Here is a 24,098-nt window from a genome sequence, read left to right as displayed (position 1 = left end):
TGCCTCAATTCAGAATTCTTGATTCAACCTGCACCGGCTTGTTCGCCCGCAACATCAACCCCAGGCCTACGAACAGCACCGGCACCACCATCGAGAAGTGCCGTGCGAAGGAGCCGAAGTCCGGCTCGAACAACCCTTGAACCAGCAAAAATGCCAGCGGAATCGCGATCAGTTCCTTGGGTTTGGTCTGGATCGGCGCACCTTTGTAATCGGTCGAGGTGATGACTTTGAACAGCAGCAGCGCGGTCATGATCATCAATGCCACGAAGATCACCTGCCCCGGCCCCGACAGCAGGATCAGCTCCACCGGGAACGACAACCGGAAGAAGATGATCATCGAGTCCAGTGCCTGCGAGACAAAGTCGCTGCCGCTGAGCCACGAGACGATCAACGACTTGGAGCCCTCCTCACCCGCCGTGCGCAGTTCGTTGTTACTGGCGCGAATCGACGACACCGGAAACCCGAGCGCCACCTGGATCGCCATGGCGACCGCCAGGTAGAACAGGAACAGCATCAGGAAGAAGGTGAAGCGCGAGACATACTTCTTCATCACGCAGACGCCGACCCAGGACAATGAAAACAGAATCCAGTAGGGCCGGATCAGCACGCCGTAGATCACCGCCGAGAGGAAAAATCCGCCACGATATTTGCGCGTCAGGGCGCTGAGCAAAATGCTCAACACCGCCACCGACACAATGATTTCCTTGGTCAGGTTTTCCAGGAAAAACGAGCGAACGATGCCCCACAGACACAGCGTGCCGAAAATCGCCAGAGGCATGCGCCGGAAGACCACCACGGGAATCGCCGTGAGGAAAAAATTGCAGAACATGCCGTAGGCCCAGGCATTGGTCAGATTGATCCCGGTGGGCCGCAGCAGAAACGCCGAACACTCATAGGAAGAGCGATCCGGCGAGAACGGGTTCCAGAAATTGCAGTTGTCGGCACGGGCGTAGGACGACCACAAGGTCATGGCATCCGGGCCAGGATCGCGGGGGACCAACAGCGGCATGGCCACCGACAGAAACAACCCGGTGAAGAGGATCAGGAACGAAATCGAGGAATCGAGTCTCTTGCCGCGAAACTCGATGCACGGCAGCTTCAACCCCATGCCAAAGCCCCTTTCGGCCGAGTCACACGGGTCAACACGGCAATCACGCCAAGCTGCACGATGATCGCAAAGACATTGCCCCAGGCAGCACCGTAGATCGAGAAGTGCTTGATCAGCACGTAGCTGACCGGCACCGAAACCAACAAGCAGATCGCCGCACTGGCCAGCGACACCCGGCTGTTCTTCGAGGCAATCAAACCACCCCAGACGATGTCGCCAATCGCGCGCAACGCGAAGGAAAAAATCAGCACGCCAAGAATCGCATTGTCCGGACGCGGAACACTCGTGGCGACGTAATCGAGCACAACGTTGAAGAACAGATAAATCAGCACCGCCACCGCAGCGGACACCAGCAGCGAGCGCATCACCCATTTGTTCACGAACAATTGCCGGACCGTGAACGGCTGTTGATCAGCCTGAAAACGTTTGGCGAGCACCGGAATGCCGACCACCGCCACCACCGCATAGGACAGCGCCTGCAAGGTATTGGCCGCCGACCAGGCGTACACGTATTTACCGAGGCTGGCGTAGGGTTCCAGATCGACGATCAGAAAGCGTTCGGCGTACTGACTCAATGCGATCAAGCCTGTGCCGAGATAGAACGGCAGCCCGGCCTTCCACACGGTTGCCGTGGCCAGCGTCCCGCTCACCCGGCCTTTGTGCACCTTCACCACGATCAGGTAGCCGGCCACGATCACCAGCACGTTGGCCGCCACCCACAACCACAGCACACTGGCGACCCCGGACACCCAGCCGAGCATCATCCCGCCAACGGCCAACAGCGCCCAGAGACCGGTCTTGATGAAAAACAGCAGCGCGCCGGCCGTGGCTTTCTGCGCGGAAAACACGAAGGAGTTGATTTCGAACGACAGGTGTTCGGTGAGCAAAACCAGGGTCACGCAGAGGATCAGCGCCGTCGTCGCCTCGACTGCCTGGAACAGCGAATACACCAGCACCGTCGCCACAGACAACAGCAGCCCCACGGCCAGGTACAGCAGCAGGACCTTGTCGACGACCCGTCGCGAACTGCCGCCGACGCTGATCAGCCGATTGATTTCGGAACTGAAGCCGACGCTGTAGAACTTCGACGCAATCAACGAGGCAGCGACCACCACGCCGTAAAAACCCAGCGCCTCATAACCGAGGAAATGGGTGATCGCCAGCACCAGCAAAAACTTCGCGCCCAATGCCCCGCCGCGAAGCAGTAGCCGAAATATCATCGAACGATACCTTTGATGATGTCGTCCATGGCCACGGTTTTTGCCTCGATCTCGCGGCAGGTATCGGTCAGGCGCTGGCCGAAATTCGACAGCGCATTCGGTGCGTAGACCGTGTCGATGATGGTGTCGACGTTGATGTCGCCACCGTTGATCACCCAGTCTTCAACGCCCATGTCCTGATAGGCGCCGAAACCTTTGCGCTCATAGCTGATGTGGTACGCCGGGACGCCGGACAGCAGCGATTCGATGGCGCCGTGCAGGCGCACGGAAATCACCAGGTCCGGCTGGTATTTGGCCAAGGTCGCTTTCAATGGCAGCAGGTGTTCGGTAATGCCCAGTTCGCGATAGAACGCACCGTCATCGTTGCCGCGAACGGCGCTCTGCACCGCGCAAACCACTTTGCTTTTGTTCTTCAAGCGCTGCAGCAGCAACTTCAGATTGGCCACGTAGGCGACCTTCTTCTCCTTGCTCCACTCCGGTGGCTTGCGCAGCACGACGCACACCGTGGCCGGCGATGAGGCGCAACGGGTGAACTTGGGCTGCATGAGGATTTTGCTGGCCAATGACTGGACCGCCAGATCCGGCGCGCGGTAGACGTTTTCACAGGCATCGAAAATCGCCGATGAGCGATTGTCGCGCACGAACACCGCATCGGCGCTGGCGTAATGCTCGACGATCTTGCTGCTCTCGCCGTGGAACGGCCCGATGCTTTGCGGCAGGTACACCGACGGCACTTTACTGAGGATCGCCGTTTCCAGTTGCTTGGCGTGGCCCAGTTTCAACTTGATGTGTTCGAAGGCGCTTTTGGAGCGCATGTAGCCGCCACCGACGCCGACGATCAAATCGGTTTTCTTCAACAGATCCGCGAGACCGGCGTAGGACTGGTTGAGGAACACCGCTTGCTTGACCCGCCCCAGCCCCTTGGCCGCCATGACCGGCGCGTCAAAACGCGGGTGCGGCAAGTAACTGAAAGACTCCGGATCGGAGGCCACGACACTGATCGAGGTGTCGTCACCAAAGTTTCGCTGCACCAGGGCGATGGCCAGATCCACGAGCAGACCGTCACCGGAGTTGGACGCACTGTAGCCATGCAAAATCGTTACGTTCATATGCTTGAGTTCTACTTAAAAAGTGGGGGCGCGATACAGGTCATAGGTCTGGCGGATCATCAACGCGGCGCTGAAGCGCTCGCGGACGATGCTGCGCCCTTCGCTGCCAAGGTCGAGCAAACGCGGTTTCTGGATTTTCGTCAGCACATCGGCCAGCGCCTGGTGGTCGCCGCTGGGGAAGACGTAGCCCGACACTTCGTTGGTAACCAGTTCGGGCAGCGACGTGCAGTTGCTGGCAATCACCGGCAAGCCCATGGCCATGCCCTCGAGCGGCACCATGGCAAAGCCTTCCCAGCGACTCGGGACGATCAGCGCATCGGCTTTGCGGTACAGCGCCTGGACTTCGCTCGGCGTCACCCATGGCAGGTATTCAACCCCGTGCATCGGTGGGCACTCGACCGAATCTTCGTTGACCGCACTGCCGACCACCGTCAGTTTCAGGTCGCTGCGCTGGACGTTGGCGAAAGCCTTGAGCAACACGTCGAAGCCTTTCTGATAGTCGAGACGGCCGACGAAGAGCAAATGGATGGGCGCGGGGCTGCTGGCTTTCGGCGCGTCATCCTTGTGATGAATGCCGTTGTAGATCAGCTTCATGCGTTTGCGCTGAATGCCGAAGCGTGCGGCTTTGTCGAGCTCGTACTGGCTGACGCAGATGATCACGTCGGTGACCTTCTGCAGTACCCGCTCGATCCACGCGTAGGCTTTCTGCTTGGTCGGCGAACTTTCCATCAGGAACGAAAAGGCATGGGGGCAGTAGACGACTTTCGGCTTGCGCCAAGGTCGCAACAGCACGCACACGCAACGCCCGATAACCCCGGAAAAGGTGCTGTGCAAATGCACGACATCGGGTTTTTCCTTGAGCATCACCTGGGTCAAGCGCCAGGCGAAGCGCAGCAACGACGGCACATTGCGTCCGGTCCGGGCGAAGGTGCGGATCTGTTGCCCGGCAATCCCGTGCAGTTCCTTTTCCTGATCCTGCGGGACCAGATAGACCAGCTCATAGTTTGCCGCGTCGCCTTCGGGGGTAGCCGAAATCGTACGGATCACCGTCGCGACGCCACCTTTGATCGTCTCTGCCACGTGCAGTATTTTTTTCACAACTCACCCACTTCAAACATGAAAGGACAACCGCTGACACTCAGGATTTGTCGGACGCGTATTCGTAGTTGTAATAGCCGTAGCCGCCGTTGCCGTAGTAGCTGGCCGCGCGCTTCTCGACGCCGTTGAATACCGCGCCCTTCAACTCGATGCCGTTCTGGGCGAAGCGCCGAATCGTCAGTTCGATCTCTTTGGCCGGGTTCACCCCGAAGCGCGTGACAATCAGGCTGATCCCCGCTTCGCGACCGACAATCGCCGCATCCGTCACCGCCAGCAGCGGTGGCGTGTCGATGATCACCACGTCATACAGCTCGCTGAGTTGCGCCAGCAGCTCACGAAAGTTGGCGTGCATCAGCAGCTCGGAAGGATTGGGCGGGACCTGCCCGCGACTGATGAAATGCAGGTTGTCGACTTCGACTTTATGGATCGCCTGCTCGAGGCTGCAGCGCTTGACCAAGAGGTCCGACAAACCGTTGTCGATCGGAGTGTTCAGCGTCTTGTGCAGATGGCCTTTGCGCATGTCGGCATCGATCAGCACCACCCGCTGCCCGCTCTGCGCCATGACCGCCGCCAGGTTGGAAGAGACGAAGGTCTTGCCGACCTGGGGGCTCGGGCCGGAAATCATGATCCGGTTGCTGGTCGAATCCAGCCCGGCAAAGTGCAGGCAGGTGCGCAAACTGCGGATCGACTCGATGGACAGGTCCGTCGGATTACGCAGGGCCAACAGGTAAGCCGGCTTGTCCGCCCCGTCCTTGACGCGAACTTTTTTACTGTCTTCTTCCTGTTGCAGTGCGCTGTATGGAATCGATGCGTACACCGGCAAGCCGAGTTGCTCGATGGCCTCCGGACCTTCCAGGCCCCGGCTCAGGGACTTGCGCAGCAACACCAGCGCGACCCCGAAAAAGGCACCGAGGAAGGTAGCAATCAGAACGATCAAGGCTTTTTTCGGTTTGACCGGGCTGGTCAGGTCGACATCCGCGGAGTCGATCAAGCGCACATTGCCCACCGCCCCTGCCCGGACGATGTCCAGCTCCTGAGATTTGTTCAGCAGTTGCGTGTAGATCTGCGACGCCACTTCCACATCGCGGGTCAGGTTCAGCAGTTCCTGTTGCGTCGCCGGCAGGTCCTGGGCCTTGCTCTCCAGCGCCTTCTGCTGCTGGGTCAATTCGCCGATCTGGGTCATCAGCGCGCGATACGCCGGATGCTGTCTGGTGAACTTGCGATCCATCTCCGCCTGTTGCATTTTCAGTTCGGAGATACGGGTGTCCAGACTGACGACCTGCTCCAGCACCGATTGTGTTTCAAGGGAAATGTTGACCGTCTTGCCACGGGTCTGATAACCGTTGAGCGCATCGCTGGCCTTGGCCAGGTCGCGTTTGACCTGCGGCAGCTGGCCTTGCAGGAACGCCAGGCTCTGCGCCGCTTCCGCCGACGTGCGCTGCACGTTCTGCTGCACATACAACGATGCGATCTTGTTGAGGATTTTCACCGCCTCGACGGCGTCGCTGCTGGCCAGGGCCAGACGAATAATCCCCGACTCCTTGCCTTGTTCGGCAATATCCAGCGCATCCTGGTAACTCTGAATGGTCACGATCCGTGGATTGCGCACCACCTCGAAGCGGGTGCCCGGGTTCGCCGACAACTGAGCGATCTGCCCCTCGATACCGTCTTTCGCGAACGCCTCGCCAGCGACGCCTTCGACCAGCAGGTTGTCGTTTTCATCGAACAACTGGAATTGATGCTGTTCACCGGCAATCAGCGTGAGTTTCTTGCCCAGCAGTTCTTTCGGCAGATTGAGCCGGTTGATCTCCAGGCGCTCACCGCCCCAGGCGTAGCTGTTCAGGCCGAAACGCGGTGCCGCAACGCTGGACTCGGTCTCGCCGCGATAACGTCGGGCGAGAAAACCGCCAATGACCGGGAAGGTGTTGGGGGTGACGTCGATATCAAGGCGCAGATCATCGACCGTTTTGCCGATCACCGCGCGAGACTTGATGATGCCGATTTCGGTCACCGACGGCGATTGCCCGCCGAGCATGCTGTTGAGATCGGAGAACCCGAGCATGTCGTTCTTCTTCGGTTCGACCTGCACCAGCGCGTTCGCCAGGTACACGGGCGTTGCCAAAACCGCATAGGCAACGCCGGTCGCCATGAAGGCACCGGTGAGCGCACCGATCAACCATTTCTGGTCAATCAGACTGCCAAATATGCCCAGAAGATCAATGCTGTCTTGATCGTTGTCACGGGTGCCGATTACTGACGGTAACTGCATAAGTCTGTTCTTACCATTCACTGATCTGAAGAATGTTCATCAATGTCCGAGGCGCTGCGCCCATGAGCTAACAGCATCTTCAATCAATGCATGGGCATGAATAAAAGCGGCCTTTCCTTGACGATACGGATCCTGTATTTCTCGCTCGCTCTGCCACTTTCCGAGCAGAAAAACTTTGCCCCTGGCATGAGAGGCAATCTTCAGTACTTGTTTTACATGCTCTTTTTCCATGACCAGAATCAGGTCTGACTCATTAACGATGTCCGGTGTAATTTGCCGCGCCTTAAACCCCTGGGCACTGTGCCCATGGTCTTCCAGAACCTGGAGGGCCGACGGTTCCATGGCCTCGCCAACCCGTGCGGCAAGGCCCGCCGAGGTGACCGTGATCGTTGAAGGGGCCAGCGCGTTACGCAGCAAAGTTTCTGCGGTCGGACTTCGGCAGATATTGCCCACGCAAACGACAAGGATCTTTCTGAACAAGGTTACTTTCCCGTGTAATATCAATAGGCCAATATGCCAGTGGGCTTTAGTGAACCCAAAAGACCTCGCGGCACTGAGAAATAGATTCGCCCTGTTAATACAAGTGCATTAAGTACCACAGCCCCCAAAAGTCACCCAACCAGAATTACCGGACCAAAAATAACTGTGATTTTCCGGAACTGAATACCTGACAAAAAATAACGTTCGCGCACTTCGCACCCTCGCGAGTATCGAAATGAAAGTAACGCGTCAACGATTGGAAAATGTCATTACCCGCCAGGAGTGCAGGCATGAAAGCAGTACGCTTCAAACGGCTTAGCGCCTCAGCCCTGTTAATGCTGGGTGCAGCCAGTCAGGTTTACGCCAGTGACTTGTTCCCGGTACTTGCCGCCAACAAGACCATCGGTGTCCAGGTGAAGATCCAGACCTTCTCCCCCACCGACGCCGAGCAGATCAAGGCCGCCGGCTTCGGATTCGTGCGCTTTGGCGTGTGGACCAACAGCCTGGGCGGCCCGGCGTATCAAAAGCAGATCAGCGACGCCTTTGCCGCAGCCAGGTCCGCCGATCTGCCGGTACTGATGACCGTACGCTCGACCAAGGCGCTGGCCTCCGCGCCCGACAACACCCACGAACTCGTTGCGGCGGGCGAATCGTTCGCCAGTTCGGTGAAGGGGCTGGAAAAATCATACGGTGCGCAACTCGTCGCGATTGAAATATGGAACGAACCGGACCTGGCGAAGTACTGGCCAACCCGAAAGCTCGACACGACCTTCGTGCCGTTCATGAGTGCCCTGTGCAAGTCGCTGCAGGACCAACCGCCATCGACGCCACTGATCGGCTTTGGCTTCGCCCGGCCACCGAGTGTTGGCACCACGTCAGCCTTGGCGCTGAAGGAAATCGTCGGTGAATACCCCCGATGCCTGAGTGCGATCTCCTATCACCCCTATGGCATGTCCGGCGAGCAGATCAGCAAGGCCCAGGCGTTCATACAGCAGAACTACCATCTGCCGGGCGTCATCAGTGAATGGGGCGTGCCCTCCCTCAGCTCAAACGGCGGGATTGAAGCCCAGGCCAGCAAAATCAGCACCTTCATCGCCGACGTCAAGAAGCTCGACATCCCGCTGACATCGATTTACGAGTGGAAAAACAGTGAAACGGGCAGCAACGACCGGGAGCGGAATTTCGGTTTCCTGACCTCCGACGGCCAGGCGAAACCGGCGAAAATGGCCGTCTCTACCCAGTTGAAAACGCAGTAGGACCTACGTCCACGGGGCGCTGACGGTCAGTTGCTTTGAACCTGTGCCGCGTTTCGGCATCGTATTCATCGATACCATGCCCCGCCTTTCAAACAATCGTTTTCAGGTTGTTGCCGCAGGGGCCGTCTATACACGTACACGCCCTTGAGTGGCTGTCAGCGCTCGGGTAATGTCATCAGACCCATAGGACAGAGCACGCCCATGACTTCCAAGCTGGAACAACTCAAACAAATGACCACCGTGGTTGCCGACACCGGCGACTTCGAAGCGATCGCTCGCGTTAAACCGGTGGACGCCACCACCAACCCTTCCCTGCTGCTCAAGGCCGCGGCCATTCCTGCGTATGCCGAGCTGCTGAACGCCAGCGTCAACGACTGCAAGGGCGATGTGGGCCTGGCCAGCGACCGTTTCGGCGTGGCCGTGGGTCAGGAAATCCTGAAAGTGATCCCGGGCCGCATTTCCACCGAAGTGGATGCGCGCCTGTCGTTCGATAGCGATGCCATGTTGAAGCGCGCCCACCGCCTGATCGAGCTGTACGACAAGGCCGGCATTGGCCGCGACCGCGTACTGATCAAGATCGCCTCCACCTGGGAAGGCATCCGCGCCGCCGAGATCCTGGAAAAGGAAGGCATCCAGACCAACCTGACCCTGCTGTTCTCCTTCGCCCAGGCAGCCGCCTGTGCCGATGCCGGTGTGTTCCTGATTTCGCCGTTCGTGGGCCGTATCTACGACTGGTACAAGAAAGCCAACGGCAACGATTACACAGGTGCGGATGATCCGGGCGTGCAGTCGGTGACGCGCATCTACAACTACTACAAGGCCAATGACTACAAGACCGTGGTCATGGGGGCGAGCTTCCGCAATCTGGGCCAGATCGAACAACTGGCCGGCTGCGACCGCCTGACCATCAGCCCGGACCTGATCGACAAGCTGGCAGCGGATACCGGCAAGCTGGAACGCAAACTGGCGCCTGGCCATGCCGGCGAAGCGCGCCTGAGCCTCAACGAATCGCAGTTCCGCTGGTTGTCCAACGAGGATGCGATGGCGACCGAGAAGCTGGCTGAAGGTATTCGTCAGTTCGCGCGGGATCAGGAGAAGCTTGAGGCGTTGTTGCAGGCCAAGCTGTGATCTGAGCGGGTGTCATGCAAAAAGGGCGAACCCTCACGGGTTCGCCCTTTTTTGTGTGCGTTTGGTGGGACGCCATCGCTGGCAAGCCAGCTCCTACAGGGGATTTGTGTAATCAAGGGACCACTGTAGGAGCCGGCTTGCCGGCGAAGACGCCCGGACAGACGCCCGTTGAGTCATGAAATCAGTGCCGTTCGAGCGCATTCACCAGGTCATGGAAGGCTTCACGATTGGTGTCGTTCAGGCCCATGAGGATCTTGTGCGCTTCGAGCACCTTGATCCGCACCACCTCTTCGGACTGATCCTGGTCTGGCAGGTCGTCCAGGCATTCCGGGCAGGGCACCGGCTTGTCGACGATGTTGAAGACCTGCTCGAAGCCCATGGACTGCAGCAGCCGCGTAATGTCTTCGTGGGTGGTGACGACGGTCGGCAGCAGTCCGACTTTCTGCCGCGACAGGATCGACAGCTTGGCCAGCAGGCCAAGCGTGGTGCTGTCGATGCTGCGGGTTTCGGTCAGATCGATCACGATCGCGTTGAAATTCAACGCGCTGAAGATCCGCTCAATAGTCGCATCCAACGCCGAACACAGGGTCAGGCGAACTTCACCGACGAACTTCAGGACGAAGGTGCCGTCCTGCTCGGCGAACTGGATTCTACCGGTACTCATCAAAGATTCCTGCTCAACACCAACAGGGCGATATCATCCGGCATCTCCCCTAGCGTGGCCAATCCAAAAACCTGCCGCAGCCCATCCAGGGTGCCGCCCGCCGCCTTGACCCTTTGGGGCAACGCCGCTTCTTTTTCTTTGAGTGTGGGTTCTGGCAAAAGGTCCAGAATGCCATCAGACATCAGCGTCAGGCTGAACGTCGGTGGCAATTCCAGCACGTGGTCTTCATAGGTGGCTTCGTTGAAGAGGCCCACCGGCAGGCCACGCCCTTCCAGATAACGAACACTGTCTGGCGTGTACAACACTGGCAACGGCAAATGACCACCGATGCTATAGGTCAACAAACCGGTCTCCTCGTCGATGACTCCACCGACCATTGTGACGTGTTTACCCAGCTTACAACTGATCAGGCCCCGGTTGATATGACCAAGAACCTCTGAAGGCTTGAATTCCGGCAAGGTGCCGCTGCGCTTGGATTCGAACAGCAGGCGCGTGGTCATGAACTTCAACAGCACGGTGACGAAGGCTGAAGAAGCGCCATGCCCGGAAACGTCCGCCAGGTAAAACGCTACCCGACGCTCGTCGACGCGAAAGTAGTCGACGAAATCACCCGACAGGTACAGCGACGGGATGATCTGGTGAGCAAATTTGAACTCGTTGATGGTCCACGGGCTGACCGGCAGCATGTTCATCTGCACCTGGCGACCGGCGTTCTGGTCTTCCTGGAGCAGGTTCAGGCTGGCTTCGAGCTCGCGGTTGGCCTTCTCCAGCTTCTCGCGGTAGCGCTGGTTCTCCAGCAGCAGGCGCGCGCGATCCAGGGCCCGGCGCACAGAGTGCTCGAGCACGGCCAGATCTTCGAGAGGCTTGATCAGGTAGTCCGCCGCGCCCAGGCGCAGGGCCTCGACCGCGTCGTTCATCACGCCGGCACCCGACACCACGATCACCGGTGTTTGCGGCGACAGCTCGGTGACCTGGCGGATGAGTTCGAGTCCGCCCATCTGCGGCATGCGCAGATCGCAGATGACCAAGTCGGGCTTGTCTTGCTCGAATACCTGAAGACCCTGCTGGCCATTGCTGGCCTGCAAGACGCTGAAACCACTGTCTTCCAAATAGGCGGCGAGGCTCGCGCGCACTACTTCGTCATCATCGATTATCAGCAGCGTGGCACTGGTTTTTGGCATGTGGGCAAACGGCGCCAGAATTAGGTTGGCGTAGCAGGCGGGGAATTTGACCCGGCACTCACTACTGGATTCGCTTTCTAGCCTCTCTGTCGCACCGCTTTCGGGCATTTGCCCTACACACGTGTACACCAGAGGTGCCCTTCTAAGGCGCAGACGGTACTCCCATCCGCGGGGCGTTTCAAGCTCACGCCGATGGTCGCTTGACGTCTTTGTTTGTCAAATCACCGAGAGTTATAAGAACAGTCAAATCCGTAACCCAATGGAAGGTTCCAACCCACGAGCCAAACCGGTCGGGACGCCAGTGAAAAACGCAATTTCATCCGCATGCGGGTCTTCGCAAACAAAAAAGGCGACCTTGATGGCCGCCTTTTCATTTTACCGGTCGAGATCAGAAATCGTCTTCGACCTGACCGTCTTTCACCTTGAATTCCCGGTTCTGCAAGTACGCATTACGGATGAAGGTGTACTTGTCGCCAGTGATCAGCTTCTCGCTCGACAGCAGGTTGGCACGGGTATCGATGATGTCCAGGGCGAAGAACGAGTTACGCACGGGAACGTCGTTCACGTAGCGATAGGCGCCCGTGTAGCTGTCGACGTACTTGGACGGTGCATCGCGCAAGGTGCTTGGGCCCAGCAACGGCAGCATCACGTAAGGGCCGCTGCCGACACCCCAGTAACCCAGCGTCTGGCCGAAATCTTCGTCATTGCGCTGCAGGCCCATTTTGGTGCCGACATCAATCACGCCCAGCAAGCCGAAGGTGGTGTTGAAAATGATGCGTGCGGTATCAACGCCGGCGGCACGGGGCTTGGCCTGCAGGATATCGTTGGCGAGGTTGCGCACGTCGCCGATGTTCTGGAAAAAGTTGTGAACGCCGTCTTCGACAAACTGCGGTGTTATGTACTGGTAGCCCTGGGCCAAGGGCTTGAGGGCGTAGGTGTCGATCACGTCGTTGAACTTGTAGATCGGGCGGTTGACGCTTTCCCAAGGATCATCTTCCGAGGCTGCCTGGGCAACGAACGGAACCAGCATCACACTGGCGCATACACAAATCCTGGCTAGATGATTGCTCCAGCGCATAGAAAAAAACTCCTTGGTTTGTACCGGCTCGGGCGCCTGGCCCGGGCAATAAGTGGGCAAGTATAAGACGTAAACGCCGTTTAAGGCACTTTGCACTCATCCCGCACCGGAGGAATCGTGCCAAATGTGAGCGATTCACATCCATGTCACTCAACTGTCACCGTCGCCCGCTAGCCTTCAGGCTATTTCAGGGACGTCCACATGCCGCTCGCCGAAGCCTTGCCCCAAACCGCACCCCGCCTGACCGCCGTCCTGTTCGGCCTCAGTGGCTGCCTGGTGGATTTCGGCGCGCACACCCATCGCCACGGCAGCCACTCGGCCGAGCACGCCGAGTCCACACCCGGGGCACTGGACAGCCTGCTCAGTTTGCAGCGCCAGCAAATCCCCTGTGCCTGGCTCGATGAACTGCCCCCGGAGCTCAGCCAGCCCCTGGCGGCTGCGCTGCCGGAATGGATCAAACCTTCGCAACATCCTGCAACAATTCACCCATGGCCCGCCCCGGATGCCTGCTGGCAAGCCCTGATCACCCTGAACGTTGACCGACTCGACGGCTGTGTACTGGTGAGTGGTGAACCCCGTCTGCTGCAAGCGGGGCTTAATGCCGGGCTGTGGACCATCGGCCTGGCGTCCTGCGGTTCGCTGTGCGGGTTGACGCCCCGTCAATGGCAAGCGTTGACCCAGCAGGAGCGCGACATCAAACGCGGCAAGGCCACGATGCAACTGTTCGGCCTGGGCGTGCATTCGGTGATCGATCACCTCGGTGAACTCGACACCTGCCTGGCAGACATCCAGTTGCGCCGATTCAAAGGCGAAAAGCCCTGATCGAGATCATGCAGGTTAGACAGGAGTGGATTAATCTAAAGGTCAGCCATAGACCTTTGGCGGACCGCTGCGGTCTATGCCAGTGCCAATCGAGAGAAGGAAGAACGCCATGCCTGCCCGCGAACTGCAAGAACAGCTCAATGCCCTGCGCGAGCAATTGGAACAGAATCCTCCATTGTCCGAAGCTGAACGCGAAGATCTGCACGCGCTGATGCAACAGATCGAACTTGAGCTTGAGCTCGAAACCAAGACCAAGGATTCCAGTATCGCCGACAACGTCAACCTCGCCGTCGAACGCTTCGAACTCGAACACCCGACCCTTGCCGGGACCCTGCGCAACATCGGGCAGGCCTTGGTCAATATGGGAATCTGAACCCTTCTGATGCAAAAAACCCCGCTGGCGATGGCGGGGTTTTTTCGTTCGTCGCTTGATGTGGCGAGGGGGCTTGCCCCCGTTCGACTGCGAAGCAGTCGCCAAGCTAACAACGCGGTGCATCTGGTAAAACGCACTTGCAGTCATGGGGTCGCTTCGCGACCCAACGGGGGCAAGCCCCCTCGCCACAGGTATTGTGTCTGACTGCGGACCTACTGACGGACCAGGCGATGGTTCGGCAGTTGCACCGCTTCAGTGCTGCGATACGGGTTGATATCCAGCCCGCCACGACGCACATAACGCGCGTACACCGTGAGTTTCTCCGGTTTCAGCAACCGCTGCAGGTCGAGGAAGATCCGCTCCACGCACTGCTCATGGAAGTCCGAATGCTGACGGAAGCTGACGATGTACTCGAGCAGACTCGCGTGATCCAGCGCCGCACCACGGTACTCCACCGCCACGCTGCCCCAGTCCGGCTGACTGGTGACCGGGCAGTTGGACTTGAGCAAATGGCTGTGCACGCTCTCCTCGACCATGCGCGAATCATCGCAACGCAGCAGTTCCGGCCGTGGATGCTCGTAGTTGCTGACGCTGATATCCAGTTCATCGATGCACACGCCCGGCAAGGCCACGACGCCTTCGCGCTCGACATCCTTGAGACTGCGAATGCGCACCCCCACCGGCTTGCCGGCAGCCGCCGACAAGTCCTTGGCCAGCGTCGCCTCGAGGCTCGCAGTGTCGGCAAACGGCGTCTGGTTCAGGGAGTTGAGGTAGAGCTTGAACGATTTCGACTCGATGATGTTCGGCGAGTCCGCCGGAATGCTGAATTCGCCGATCGCCACCACCGGCTTGCCCGACGGCAGCAGCCAGGACAGTTCGAAGCAGTTCCAGAAGTCCACGCCTTTGTACGGCAGGGTTTCAGCCGTCAGGCCCAGCTCCGCCCACTTCGCGGTGCGCGGGATCGGGAACAGCAGGGACGGCGTGTAGGTGGCGATGTATTCGCTGGACTTGCCCAGCGGCGAGTGTTCGGCTGCGGGATGCATGGCGGAAACCTGACTGAAGAATCAGCGGATTCTATCAGCCTTTGCTCCCGCCTTTGAGTGCTTACTGACTGACAGTCAGTTTACCGACCATGCCGGCCTGATAATGACCGGGGATGTTGCAGGCAAACTCAAGGTTGGTGGCCTTGCTGAAGGTCCAGGTCAGCTCGGCGGTCTTGCCCGGCTCCACCAGCACGCTGTTGGGGTCGTCATGCTGCATGCCGTGATCCATTTTGCCGTGATCCATGCCGGCCATGTTGCCGTGGTCCATGGCCTTCATGCCGGTTGGCGTCAGCATGCCGCTCTGTTGCATCTGCAACATTTCCTGCTGGTGTTTGGCGTGCATCGCCGCGTCCCCCAGGTTGAACTCATGCAGTAACTGGCCCTTATTGACCAGCACGAAGCGCACGGTTTCCCCGGCCTTGATGTCGATGGCCTGCGGCGTGAAGGACATGTCCCCCATGACCACTTCGACACTGCGGGTCGCCTTGGCCGCCGGGGCCGGTTGGCCGAAATCGTAGGCATGCCCGCCGTCCGCCCACACCGGTGAGCTTAGCGCCAGCAAACAGAGGATTTGCGCCAGGGATTTGCGTAAAAACATCGTCGTACTCCAACAAGATAAGGCTCGGCATGAGGAAAACTCTAAACTGCTGCCACTGCCCGTAACCTGACAGCCAGATTACAACTTTGTCAGGTTGACCTGAATGAACGCTGCCCACGGTATAAAGCGTTCGTTCCATTTACCATGAGTCGCCCATGAAACTGCTGATTGTCGAAGACCAACCGAAGACCGGCCACTACCTGCGCCAGGGTCTGGCCGAGGCCGGGTTCAACACAGAACTGGTGGCCGACGGCAACACCGGCCAGCAACTGGCCCTCAGCGGCGAGTATGCCCTGCTGATTCTCGATGTGATGCTGCCCGGCCGCGATGGCTGGCAGATCCTGCAAGCCGTGCGCAACGCCGGCCTGGATACGCCGGTACTTTTTCTGACAGCGCGTGACGCCGTGGAGGACAGGGTTCACGGCCTCGAACTGGGCGCCGATGACTATCTGGTCAAGCCGTTTGCGTTCTCCGAACTACTGGCCCGGGTTCGCAGCCTGTTGCGTCGCGGGAGCGCCACGCCTCAGGAGACCAGCCTGCAACTGGCCGATTTGCGCCTGGACCTGATCCGTCGCCGAGTCGAACGCAGCGGCCAGCGGATCGACCTGACCGCCAAGGAGTTCGCCCTGCTGGAAATGCTCCTGCGCCGCCAGGGCGAAGTCCTGCCCAAGTCGCTGATTGCGTCCCAGGTCTGGGACATGAATTTCGACAGCGACACCAATGTCATCGAGGTGGCGATCCGCCGCCTGCGCCTGAAGATCGACGACGATTTCCCCAACAAGCTGATCCACACCGTGCGCGGCATGGGCTACGTGCTTGAAGAGCGCCCTGCCTGATGCGCCGTCTCTCCTTGAGCAGCCGCCTGGCGCTGTTGTTTGCCGCCTGCACCGCCGTGGTGTCGTTGTTCGCCGGTGTGCTGTTCAGCCGCGCCAGTGAGGCGCACTTTGTTGAGCTCGACCAGCAATTGCTGGACGCCAAGCTGATGGGCTTGCGTCGGGCCCTGCACGACTTTCAATCGAGCGACAGCGAAGTGAAGCTGACGGAGGAACTGAGCCGACAGGCTGATCTGTCACTGCGCATCACCGGCAGCGACGGTCAGCGCTGGTATGACAGCTCGGCAAACCTTCCGCAGTTATTGCCGCGCCAACCCGGATTGTCGACGGTGAGCCATGAAGGCACGGATTACCGCGTGCTGAATGCGCCGCTTGTTGCGGACAAACCCGATTCACCGCAATTGACCCTGCTGCTGGACATCACCCACCACCAGCACTTTCTGCAACGCATGCAGCATCTGATCTGGCTGACCGTCGGCCTGTCAGCCCTGGCCACCGCACTGCTCGGGGCCTGGGCGGCGCGCAGCGGCTTGCGCCCGTTGCGACGCATCAGCGCGGTCGCCAGCGGGGTTTCCGCGCAATCGCTGAACATGCGGTTGCCTGAAGAAAACATGCCACCGGAACTGGCGGACATGGCCCACAACTTCAACGCCATGCTCGGGCGCCTCGACGACTCTTTTCAGCGCCTGTCCGCCTTCTCCGCCGACATTGCCCATGAATTGCGTACGCCATTATCGAACCTGCTAACCCACACCCAGGTCACCCTCACCCGCCCCCGCCCCATCGAGGACTACCGCGAAGCCCTGCACAGCAACCTCGAGGAGCTGCAATGGATGGCGCAACTGGTCAACGACATGCTGTATCTGGCCAAGGCTGACCATGGCCTGTTGATGCCCAAGCGCGAGCCCTTGGAGCTGGGGCAGGAAGCGGATCTGCTGCTGGAGTTTTTTGCGCCGCTGGCAGAGGACGCCCAGGTGAAATTGAGCCGTGACGGTAACGCGCACATGGAAGGTGATCGCAGCATGTTGCGACGGGCGCTGTCCAATCTGCTGGACAATGCATTGCGGTTCACACCGGCCGAGGGCGAAGTCCGGGTGCGGATTGTCGAGCAGCCCAAGGGGTTGAGCCTGACGGTCGAGAACAGCGGCGAAGGCATTGACGGGGCGTTGCTGCCGCGTTTGTTTGATCGCTTCTACCGGGCCGATCCGGCGCGGCAGGAAGGCAGCAGTGAGCATGCCGGGTTGGGCCTGGCGATTACCCAGTCGATCATCCGCGCCCACGGCGGGCAGATTCGTTGCGAATCGAATGATGGATGGACCAGGTTTGTGATCGAGTTACCAAGGGAAAACACCCTGTAGGAGCTGCCGAAGGCTGCGATCTTTTAATTTTGTTTTTAGAAAGCAAGATCAAAAGATCGCAGCCTGCGGCAGCTCCTACAGGGTGTGGATTACGAATAGCGCAACGAGCCGCACGCCACGCAAAACCCTGCACAGCGGCAGATTCGTTGCGAATGGACCAGGTTTGTGATCGAGTTACCAAGGGAAAGCGCCCTGTAGGAGCTGCCGAAGGCTGCGATCTTTTGATTTTGTTTTTAAAAAGCAAGATCAAAAAATCGCAGCCTGCGGCAGCTCCTACAGGGTGTGGATTACGAATAGCGCAAGGCGTGAGCCGGTTCGATCTTCGCCGCACGCCACGCCGGGTAAACGGTGGCGAGGAAGCTCAAGACAAACCCTGCAGAACAGATCAGCACAACATCCCCGCCTTGCAGCTCGGACGGCAGGTTGCTGACGAAATACACGTCCGAACTGAAGATGTGCTGCCCGCTGACCCGCTCGATCCAGCCCACGATCTGGCTGACGTTCAGCGCGGCAATCACGCCCAGCACACCGCCAATCAGGGTGCCGACAATACCGATCACCGTGCCCTGCACCATGAAGATCGCCATGATCTGCCGCGGCGTGGCTCCAATGGTGCGCAGGATCGCGATGTCCGCGCCCTTGTCGTTCACCACCATGATCAGGGTCGCGATGATGTTGAACGCCGCCACTGCGACGATCATCAGCAACAGCAGGCCGATCATGGTTTTTTCCATCTTCATCGCACTGAACAGGCTGCCCTGGGTGTGGGTCCAGTCGTCAGCCTTGTAGGCGGCGCCCAACCCCATGGCGATGTCGCTCGACACTTGCGGTGCGGCATACAGGTCCTTCACCGCCAGGCGCACGCTCTGCACCTGATCCGGCTCCCAGTGCTGCATCTGCGCGGCATCGGCCATGTGGATCAGGGCCATGGTGCCGTCCAGCTCGGCTCCGACCTTGAACACGCCGACCACATTCAGCCGTTGCATGCGCGGGGTAATGCCGCCGGGCGCATTGCTGACTTCCGGCACGATCAGGGTGATCTTGTCGCCGACGTTCAGGCGGAAACGCCGCGCCGTGATCTCGCCGATCACCACGCCGAATTCGCCCGGTTTCAGGGCCTCGAGACTGCCCTGGACGATGTGTTTGGCGACGATCGACACCTGGCCTTCCAGCGCCGGGTCGACACCGCTGACCTGGATAGGCTGCATCGTGCCCTTGTAGGACAGCATGCCTTCCATCTCGGTGAACGGCACCGCCGCCGTCACTTCCGGGTTTTTCATCGCGGCCGCTGCCACAGGCTTCCAGTCGTCAATCGGGTTGACGCCGACGATGGTGGCATGCGGCACCATGCCGAGGATGCGCGAGCTCATTTCGCGCTGGAAGCCGTTCATCACCGACAACACCACGATCATGGCGAGCACGCCCAGGGCGAGGCCTATCATCGAGGTCATCGAAATGAAGGAAACAAAGCGATTACGACGCTTGGCGCGGGTATAGCGCGTGCCGATAAAGATCGATAACGGTCTGAACATTCGCTGGGGCACCGTATAAAAATAAAAGACCCGACGCCTTTCCAGGCATCGGGTTGCAGCCAATCAGATGGGCGTGAGGCAACCTTCCTGCAAGTGCAGGACTCGGTCCATCTGGCGGGCCAGGTTCATGTCGTGGGTCACCACCAGGAACGCCGTGCGCATCGAGGTGCTGAGTTCCAGCATCAAGTCCTGAATGCCCTGGGCGGTGTGGGCGTCGAGGTTGCCGGTCGGCTCGTCGAGCATCACCAGGCCCGGTGTGTTGACCAGGGCACGGGCGATGGCCACGCGCTGGCGCTCACCACCGGACAATTCGGCCGGTTTGTGTTCCAGCCGGTGACCCAGCCCTACCCGCTCCAGCAGCGCCGTGGCACGCTGGCGCGCTTCCGGGATCGCGGTCTTGCCGATCAGCAGCGGCATGCAGACGTTTTCCAGCGCGGTGAATTCCGGCAGCAGGTGGTGGAACTGGTACACGAAGCCCAGGGCTCGGTTACGCAGCAGGCCGCGTTTCTTCTCGCTCAGCGCCGACAGCTCTTCGCCATCGAGCCAGACGCTGCCCTTGGTCGGCGTGTCGAGGCCGCCCAACAGGTTGAGCAAGGTACTTTTGCCCGAGCCCGACTTGCCGACAATCGCCACGCGCTCGCCCGGATGCATTTCCAGTTGCAGCCCGGCCAGGACCTCTACCGACTCCGGACCTTCCTCGTAGGATTTGCCCAGGTTGCGGCAGCTCAAGATTGCTTTATCACTCATGCCCGACTCACTCATAACGTAGCGCCTCCGCAGGCTGGGTGCGCGCGGCACGCCAGGCTGGATACAGGGTGGCGAGGAAACTCAGGATCAACGCGGCGGCGCAGACCATCACAACGTCCTGGCTCTGCACTTGCGACGGCAGGTAATCGATGAAGTACACGTCGGCGTTGAGGAATTTGTGGCCGATCAGGCCTTCGAGGGCCGAGATCGCGGCACTGACATTCAGCGCGGCGAAGATCCCGACCACGGCGCCAATGGCCGTGCCAACCACGCCAATGACCGTGCCCTGCACCATGAAGGTGCGCATGATCGTGCCCGGCGTGGCGCCCAGTGTGCGCAGGATCGCGATGTCGCCCTTCTTGTCGTTCACCACCATCACCAGTGTGGAGATGATGTTGAATGCCGCGACGGCAACGATCAGCAGCAGCAACAGGCCGATCATGGCTTTTTCCATGCGGATCGCCTGGTACAGATTGCCGTGGGTGCGGGTCCAGTCGCGGGCGTAGAAACGGTCTTCGCCGAGGTCGCGGGCGATGCTCCACGCGGTGCGCGGCGCCTGGAACAGGTCGTCGAACTTCAGGCGCAGGCCCTGGACCTGATCCGGTTTCCAGCGATGCAGCCGGGCCAGGTCCTGCAGGTTGGTGACGCCCAGGTAGCCATCGAGCTCACCGGCGCCGACATGGAAAATGCCGACCACGGTAAAGCGCTTCATGCGCGGGAACATCCCGGCCGGGGTAACTGTGACTTCCGGCGCAACGAAGGTCAGCTTGTCGCCGATCGCCGCACCGAGCTTGGCCGCGGCCTTGTCGCCGATGACGATACCGAACTCGCCCGGCACCAAATCGTCGAGTTTGCCCTGGGTCATGAAGTGATCGATGATCGACACCTGGCGCTCTTGCGCCGGGTCGATGGCATTGAGCAGGACCTTCGAGACCTTGCCGTTATTGGTCAGCAACCCCTGCATTTGCGTAAACGGCGCCACGGCCGTCACTTGCGGGTTCTGCCTGACCTTGGCCGCCAGGCTTTGCCAATCGCTGATCGGCTCGCCGGACTCGATGGTCGCGTGGGGCACCATGCCCAGCACGCGGGTGCGCATCTCATGATCGAAGCCGTTCATCACCGATAGCACCACGATCATCACGACCACGCCAAGGGCGAGCCCGATCATCGAAGTCAGGGAAATGAATGACACAAAATGATTGCGACGCTTTGCACGGGTGTAACGCGTGCCGATAAATACGAAGAGAGGTCTGAACATGTCGGGGCTTGTTCGGAGGGAAAAGGAACGTCCTTGTGGCGGGGGTCGATAACCAGCTTTACACTCAGACCACCGCCGCTACCATGGGTTCGCCATGTCGACATTAGATGAAGAAGATCGCCGCGAATACTACCGTATCGAGGATACGATCGCACTGGAAATTCGGCCCCTGTCCGCTTCTGAAGCCGCAGGCCAGGAAGTGTTGCAGGATGCTTCCCCACTCTTCAACTTGCTCAGCGAACTGCACCTCAGTGAATTCGAGTCGCAGCACCTGTTGCGCCAGATCAATGAGCGCGACCGCAACATTGCGGCATTCTTGAAATCACAGAACAAACGCATCGATCTGCTGAGCCAGGTGATCGCCATCACCGTGCTCGGGCAGATCGGCAAACCGCAGCCGGTGATCATCTCCGAAGGCGGTATCGACTTTCAGCACCCATCGCCCATCGCCGCCGGCGCACACCTGTCGGTCAAGCTGGTGCTGATGCCGCAAGCCCTGGGCCTGCTGCTGCGCGCCCGTGTCACCCATTGCGACCGCAAGGGCGATGGCTACGACGTCGGCACCGAGTTCGAACACCTGACCGACGCCCAGCGCCAACTGTTGGCCCGCCACATCTTGCAAAAGCAGGCCCAGGAACGACGCCTGGCCCGCGAACAACTCGAATCAGGCAATTAATTTAAGGAAGAACCGTGACCCTCATCTACGGCCATCGCGGCGCCAAGGGCGAAGCACCGGAAAACACCCTGACCAGCTTTCAGGAATGTCTCAAGCACGGCGTGCGTCGCTGCGAACTGGACCTGCACCTGTCCAGGGACGGCGAGTTGATGGTCATCCACGACCCGACCCTCAAGCGCACCACGGACCGTCGCGGCAAGGTCGTCGAACACACGGCGGCAGAGCTTGTGACCTATGACGCGCGCAAGGGTGGCCCGGGCTGGATCAAGCCGTGCCCGATTCCGACGCTGGAAGAACTGTTCGAGAAGTGCGACTTCGATCACTGGCAGCTGGAAGTCAAGAGCGCATCACGGATGCGTGCCGCGACCACCGTGCTGGCGATTCGCGAAATGGTCCAGCGTCATGGCCTGATGGACAAGGTGACCATCACCTCGAGCTCCCGGGAAGTGCTCAAGGCTGCATTGGAGCTGGTGCCGGACGTGTCCCGCGGATTGGTGGCCGAATACGCCTGGCTCGACCCGCTGAAGGTCGCGGCCAGTTATGGCTGTGAGATTCTGGCGCTGAACTGGACCCTGTGTACGCCGGAACGCCTGCAAAAGGCGCAGCGTCAGGGGTTGCATGTGTCGGTGTGGACCGTCAACGAGCCTGCGCTGATGCGCAGACTCGCCGACTTCGGCGTTGACAGCCTGATTACAGACTTTCCCGGTTTGGCCAGCGCCACGCTCGAGAATTGCTGAAATCGGTCTCCCCGGCCGGCTCAGGCCACCGGCCGGAGCCGCTCAAAAAAGCCGGTTGAGGCCGTCGTACGCCGCGACCCGATAGGCTTCGGCCATGGTCGGGTAGTTGAACGTGGTGTTGACGAAATACTTCAGCGTGTTCTGTTCGCCCGGCTGGTTCATGATCGCCTGACCGATGTGCACGATCTCCGACGCCTGATAACCGAAGCAGTGAACGCCCAGCACTTCCAGGGTTTCACGGTGGAACAGGATCTTCAGCATGCCTTGCGGCTCGCCGGCAATCTGCGCCCGCGCCATGCTCTTGAAGAACGCCTTGCCGACTTCGTACGGCACCTTGGCCTGGGTCAGCTCCTGCTCGTTCTTGCCGATCGAGCTGATCTCCGGAATGGTGTAGATGCCGGTCGGCACGTCATTCACGAAACGCCAGCTGCCGTTGTCGACAATGCTGCCAGCGGCCGAACGACCCTGGTCGTGGGCGGCACTGGCCAGACTCGGCCAGCCGATCACGTCACCGGCGCCATAGATGTTCGGCACGCAGGTGCGATACGCCTCGTCGACTTCGATCTGGCCACGGCTGTTGACCTTCACGCCGATGTTTTCCAGACCCAACTGATCGGTGTTGCCGGTACGGCCGTTGCACCAGAGCAAGGCGTCGGCCTTGATCTTCTTGCCGGACTTGAGGTGCAGGATCACGCCATTGTCCACGCCTTCGACGCGGTCATACTCTTCGTTGTGGCGAACGGTGATGTTGTTGTTGCTGAAGTGATAGCTCAGGGCCTGGGAGATTTCCGAGTCCAGGAAGCTCAGCAACTGGCCACGGTTGTCCACCAGTTCGACCAGCACACCCAGGCCGCTGAAGATCGAGGCGTATTCGCAACCGATCACGCCTGCGCCGTAAACGATGAGTTTGCGCGGGGTGTGGCCGAGGCTGAGGATGGTGTCGCTATCGTAGATACGCGGGTGGTGGAAATCGATGTCCGCCGGGCGATACGGACGCGAACCGGTGGCGATGATGATGTGCTTGGCCACCAGTTTCTCGACCACGCCGTTGGCGCAGACCACTTCGATGGTTTGCTCGTCGGCGAAGCTGCCGGTGCCGAAGAACACGTCGACGCGGTTGCGGGCGTAGTAGCCGGTACGCGAAGCGACCTGCTTGGAGATGACTTTCTCGGCGCTTTTCAACACGTCCGGGAACGAGAACCAGCGCGGCTCACCAATGGCCCGGAACATCGGATTGGTGTTGAACTGCATGATCTGCCGCACCGAGTGACGCAGTGCCTTGGAGGGGATGGTGCCCAAGTGAGTGCAGTTGCCGCCGACCTGGCGACGGCTATCGACCATCGCCACCTTGCGCCCTGCCTTGGCGGCGTTCATTGCCGCGCCTTCCCCCGCCGGGCCGGAACCCAACACCACCACGTCGTAGTTGTAGACAGCCATGCGTACTCCTCAGAACAGGCCGCGGCACCCTCGGCACCTGCGGCTAAATCACGCCAATCTGTGGCATGAAGGAACAATTTGGGGCCAGTGCAG

General features: G+C 59.8%; 23 protein-coding genes. 8 read left to right on the top strand and 15 right to left on the bottom strand.

From position 1 onward, the window contains the following. Window positions 1-4: 4 nt before the first annotated feature. From ACEN83_RS09490 to ACEN83_RS09465, 6 genes are read right to left on the bottom strand one after another with little or no spacing between them, the layout of a single operon-like run. Window positions 5-1,108: a hypothetical protein gene (locus ACEN83_RS09490; RefSeq protein ID WP_116582083.1), complete on the bottom strand. Its 1,104-nt coding sequence runs from the start codon at window positions 1,106-1,108 to the stop codon at window positions 5-7. Continuing rightward, complete coding sequence (locus tag ACEN83_RS09485; protein WP_495580096.1) at window positions 1,099-2,328, bottom strand: MATE family efflux transporter; 1,230 nt, start codon at window positions 2,326-2,328, stop codon at window positions 1,099-1,101. Before ACEN83_RS09485 ends, ACEN83_RS09490 begins: the two co-directional genes overlap by 10 nt. Then, the gene (locus ACEN83_RS09480; RefSeq protein ID WP_495580095.1) at window positions 2,325-3,437 is read right to left on the bottom strand and encodes a polysaccharide pyruvyl transferase family protein; all 1,113 of its coding nucleotides are present in this window, start codon (window positions 3,435-3,437) and stop codon (window positions 2,325-2,327) included. The genes ACEN83_RS09485 and ACEN83_RS09480 overlap by 4 nt, the downstream gene beginning before the upstream one ends. Window positions 3,438-3,452: 15 nt before the next feature. Beyond that, window positions 3,453-4,535 carry a glycosyltransferase gene (locus ACEN83_RS09475; protein ID WP_495580094.1) on the bottom strand — a complete coding sequence of 361 codons (1,083 nt, stop codon included), beginning with the start codon at window positions 4,533-4,535 and terminating at the stop codon, window positions 3,453-3,455. 40 nt (window positions 4,536-4,575) lie between these two features. Further along, the gene (locus ACEN83_RS09470; protein ID WP_495580093.1) at window positions 4,576-6,804 is read right to left on the bottom strand and encodes a polysaccharide biosynthesis tyrosine autokinase; all 2,229 of its coding nucleotides are present in this window, start codon (window positions 6,802-6,804) and stop codon (window positions 4,576-4,578) included. Between the two features lie 39 nt (window positions 6,805-6,843). Beyond that, a complete protein-coding gene (locus ACEN83_RS09465) occupies window positions 6,844-7,284 on the bottom strand; it encodes a low molecular weight protein-tyrosine-phosphatase (RefSeq protein ID WP_102698720.1) in 441 nt (146 codons plus the stop codon). A 290-nt stretch (window positions 7,285-7,574) separates the two neighbouring features. On the opposite strand from ACEN83_RS09465, the gene ACEN83_RS09460 reads away from it, so the two are divergent. After that, window positions 7,575-8,540 carry a glycosyl hydrolase family 5 gene (locus ACEN83_RS09460; protein ID WP_495580092.1) on the top strand — a complete coding sequence of 322 codons (966 nt, stop codon included), beginning with the start codon at window positions 7,575-7,577 and terminating at the stop codon, window positions 8,538-8,540. A gap of 201 nt (window positions 8,541-8,741) precedes the next feature. After that, window positions 8,742-9,668 carry a transaldolase gene (gene tal, locus ACEN83_RS09455; RefSeq protein WP_102698722.1) on the top strand — a complete coding sequence of 309 codons (927 nt, stop codon included), beginning with the start codon at window positions 8,742-8,744 and terminating at the stop codon, window positions 9,666-9,668. A gap of 181 nt (window positions 9,669-9,849) precedes the next feature. Here the strand turns inward: tal and rssC are convergent, their stop codons facing one another. The 3 genes from rssC to ACEN83_RS09440 all read right to left on the bottom strand — a co-directional run bounded on the left by rssC (window position 9,850) and on the right by ACEN83_RS09440 (window position 12,591). Next, a complete protein-coding gene (rssC, locus tag ACEN83_RS09450) occupies window positions 9,850-10,332 on the bottom strand; it encodes an anti-sigma factor antagonist RssC (RefSeq protein ID WP_007978612.1) in 483 nt (160 codons plus the stop codon). Further along, on the bottom strand, window positions 10,332-11,513 hold the full coding sequence (gene rssB / locus ACEN83_RS09445) for a two-component system response regulator RssB (RefSeq protein WP_033048238.1): 1,182 nt from the start codon (window positions 11,511-11,513) through the stop codon (window positions 10,332-10,334). The genes rssC and rssB overlap by 1 nt, the downstream gene beginning before the upstream one ends. A 388-nt stretch (window positions 11,514-11,901) precedes the next feature. Further along, on the bottom strand, window positions 11,902-12,591 hold the full coding sequence (locus ACEN83_RS09440; RefSeq protein ID WP_495580091.1) for an MlaA family lipoprotein: 690 nt from the start codon (window positions 12,589-12,591) through the stop codon (window positions 11,902-11,904). A gap of 201 nt (window positions 12,592-12,792) precedes the next feature. Here ACEN83_RS09440 and pcrP point away from each other — a divergent pair, with 201 nt between their 5' ends. Both pcrP and ACEN83_RS09430 read left to right on the top strand, forming a co-directional pair. Further along, entirely contained in the window at window positions 12,793-13,413 is a 621-nt protein-coding gene (pcrP, locus tag ACEN83_RS09435) for an HAD superfamily inactivated hydrolase PcrP (protein WP_495580090.1), read from the top strand. A gap of 109 nt (window positions 13,414-13,522) precedes the next feature. Then, the gene (locus tag ACEN83_RS09430; protein WP_007978605.1) at window positions 13,523-13,786 is read left to right on the top strand and encodes a DUF4404 family protein; all 264 of its coding nucleotides are present in this window, start codon (window positions 13,523-13,525) and stop codon (window positions 13,784-13,786) included. Between the two features lie 212 nt (window positions 13,787-13,998). Here the strand turns inward: ACEN83_RS09430 and queF are convergent, their stop codons facing one another. Together queF and copI are read right to left on the bottom strand one after the other, a co-directional pair. Next, entirely contained in the window at window positions 13,999-14,829 is an 831-nt protein-coding gene (queF, locus tag ACEN83_RS09425; RefSeq protein ID WP_116582092.1) for an NADPH-dependent 7-cyano-7-deazaguanine reductase QueF, read from the bottom strand. Between the two features lie 61 nt (window positions 14,830-14,890). Further along, window positions 14,891-15,427, bottom strand: coding sequence for a copper-resistant cuproprotein CopI (gene copI, locus ACEN83_RS09420; protein ID WP_495580089.1), 537 nt, complete (start codon window positions 15,425-15,427; stop codon window positions 14,891-14,893). Between the two features lie 155 nt (window positions 15,428-15,582). Here copI and ACEN83_RS09415 point away from each other — a divergent pair, with 155 nt between their 5' ends. Together ACEN83_RS09415 and ACEN83_RS09410 are read left to right on the top strand one after the other, a co-directional pair. After that, window positions 15,583-16,263 (top strand): heavy metal response regulator transcription factor, encoded by a 681-nt coding sequence (locus tag ACEN83_RS09415; protein ID WP_495580088.1) that lies wholly within the window; start codon window positions 15,583-15,585, stop codon window positions 16,261-16,263. Continuing rightward, window positions 16,263-17,618, top strand: a complete 1,356-nt coding sequence (locus ACEN83_RS09410) for a heavy metal sensor histidine kinase (protein ID WP_495580087.1) — start codon at window positions 16,263-16,265, stop codon at window positions 17,616-17,618. The genes ACEN83_RS09415 and ACEN83_RS09410 overlap by 1 nt, the downstream gene beginning before the upstream one ends. 287 nt (window positions 17,619-17,905) lie before the next feature. Here ACEN83_RS09410 and ACEN83_RS09405 read toward each other — a convergent pair whose 3' ends face one another. From ACEN83_RS09405 to ACEN83_RS09395, 3 genes are all read right to left on the bottom strand, one after another. Continuing rightward, the gene (locus tag ACEN83_RS09405) at window positions 17,906-19,150 is read right to left on the bottom strand and encodes a lipoprotein-releasing ABC transporter permease subunit (protein WP_495580086.1); all 1,245 of its coding nucleotides are present in this window, start codon (window positions 19,148-19,150) and stop codon (window positions 17,906-17,908) included. Window positions 19,151-19,213: 63 nt separating this feature from the next. Then, a complete protein-coding gene (gene lolD, locus ACEN83_RS09400) occupies window positions 19,214-19,897 on the bottom strand; it encodes a lipoprotein-releasing ABC transporter ATP-binding protein LolD (protein ID WP_177323586.1) in 684 nt (227 codons plus the stop codon). A 7-nt stretch (window positions 19,898-19,904) separates the two neighbouring features. Then, window positions 19,905-21,155, bottom strand: a complete 1,251-nt coding sequence (locus ACEN83_RS09395; protein ID WP_104449716.1) for a lipoprotein-releasing ABC transporter permease subunit — start codon at window positions 21,153-21,155, stop codon at window positions 19,905-19,907. 94 nt (window positions 21,156-21,249) lie between these two features. Between ACEN83_RS09395 and ACEN83_RS09390 the strand changes: the two genes are divergently transcribed. Both ACEN83_RS09390 and ACEN83_RS09385 read left to right on the top strand, forming a co-directional pair. Continuing rightward, window positions 21,250-21,831, top strand: coding sequence for a PilZ domain-containing protein (locus tag ACEN83_RS09390; protein WP_116582098.1), 582 nt, complete (start codon window positions 21,250-21,252; stop codon window positions 21,829-21,831). A gap of 14 nt (window positions 21,832-21,845) precedes the next feature. After that, a complete protein-coding gene (locus ACEN83_RS09385; protein ID WP_015095944.1) occupies window positions 21,846-22,568 on the top strand; it encodes a glycerophosphodiester phosphodiesterase in 723 nt (240 codons plus the stop codon). 42 nt (window positions 22,569-22,610) lie between these two features. On the opposite strand, the gene sthA is transcribed toward ACEN83_RS09385, so the two are convergent. Beyond that, entirely contained in the window at window positions 22,611-24,005 is a 1,395-nt protein-coding gene (gene sthA, locus ACEN83_RS09380; protein WP_007972111.1) for a Si-specific NAD(P)(+) transhydrogenase, read from the bottom strand. Window positions 24,006-24,098: the final 93 nt, after the last annotated feature.

Source organism: Pseudomonas sp. Pseusp49 (genome assembly GCF_059491875.1).
Note: the sequence above shows the minus strand (reverse complement) of the source record. Positions and strands in the feature narration are given on the sequence as shown.